The following is a 1,301-nucleotide window of genomic DNA, read 5'->3' as shown; positions in this document are numbered from 1 at the left end:
ATTAAATTGGTAAAATTCTTCCGGTGCAATCAAAACCTTACGGATTCAGGTATAAGTAAAGAACTGGAGGATGATAAAGATGTCGCCATCGCCCTGGTCACTAATTATGAAGATCATCTGAAACATCTTGGCCCGAAATTTCGGAATGATTTTGATGTTGTCAGTGCCGCTATCGCAAAGTATCCAAGTTCCCTGTGGTTTGCCAATGAACGATTCCGTAGCGATAAAAACATTATTAAAAAACTGGTTGCTATAAATGTTGATTGCTTGAATCGTGTCAGCGAAACCTTGTTCAGTGATCGGGAGTATATGCTCGAGTTAATTGCAGTACATCCCTATGCTTTAGTCTTTGCGGCTGACGCGCTTCTGGATGAAGCATTTATCCATTTGGCAAAGCAAAGAAACCCCAAAGTTATTAGATACATCGGGGGGCGTTTGGAGAATGTCAGATTGACTCTGAGAACCATGGTCAGTGAAAACCGTTGTGTTATTTTCTAATGCGTATTTATTTATCGAAATCTCGAACTTTTTCGGCAAAATATGGACTAAAAATATAATCAATTGAAATTATAATGGATTATATCAATGAATCTAACACCGATCTTCTCACCATTATTGCAGAACACCTTGGTACCTTTGCCCCGGGAGCTGAGTTCGAATAACGTACCTGCCCAAAAACCGCCGACATACTTTGCCGACGATTCCCTGCAGCCCGTCAAAATCATTAAAATAATGCCAGCAACTGAAGTCATACCCACTAATAATGGGCAGTCAAGGTATTCAGGTAATGTGGGTTCCGGTGGCGTTACCGATCCAACGTCACTGGCCAATCGCAGGTGCCGTTCACCTGTTGCTGACTGCCACCCCACCGACCGGCAGCAAATTGGGGGCAAGGGGATGTTTTTGTGGCGCATGAAGAAAGCCGGCCTGCGTGTTCCACCGTTCGAATGTGTTACTGCACAAGTTATCAATGCCCTTGAACAACACCCTCTGGATATCCACCGCCTTGACCGCTACCTCCCCGGGATTGACCGTAAACTGAAGGCAGAGCCCAGCCTGACGGACATCAGGCAATGCCTCAACGCCTTGCCACCTTCAGAGCAAACCAAAAGGAATAACTGGCTGGCGGGTCTGGCGGAATTTATTGCCAGTGATGACTATTACGAACAGGTTAAAGATTCTGCACCCGCCCAACTCATCAGGGGGCTGCGCCATGAGCTGGGCAGGCCATCACAACCGGTTATTGTCCGCAGTTCCGGCATCAATGAAGATAACTACGGCGATGCCCAGGCGGGCAAATA

At 46.3% G+C, this 1,301-nt stretch carries 2 protein-coding genes; both read left to right on the top strand.

What is annotated here, in order from left to right:
* Positions 1 to 498, top strand: a 498-nt coding sequence (locus tag KDK14_RS12420; RefSeq protein ID WP_257265448.1) for a DUF4116 domain-containing protein, incomplete at its 5' end; no start/stop codon positions are given.
* A gap of 87 nt (positions 499 to 585) precedes the next feature.
* Positions 586 to 1,301: PEP/pyruvate-binding domain-containing protein (locus tag KDK14_RS12415; protein ID WP_257265447.1), on the top strand; the 716-nt coding region annotated here is incomplete at its 3' end.

It is taken from the genome of Endozoicomonas sp. ONNA2, assembly GCF_024606365.1.
Taxonomy (GTDB): domain Bacteria; phylum Pseudomonadota; class Gammaproteobacteria; order Pseudomonadales; family Endozoicomonadaceae; genus Endozoicomonas.
Note: the sequence above shows the minus strand (reverse complement) of the source record. Positions and strands in the feature narration are given on the sequence as shown.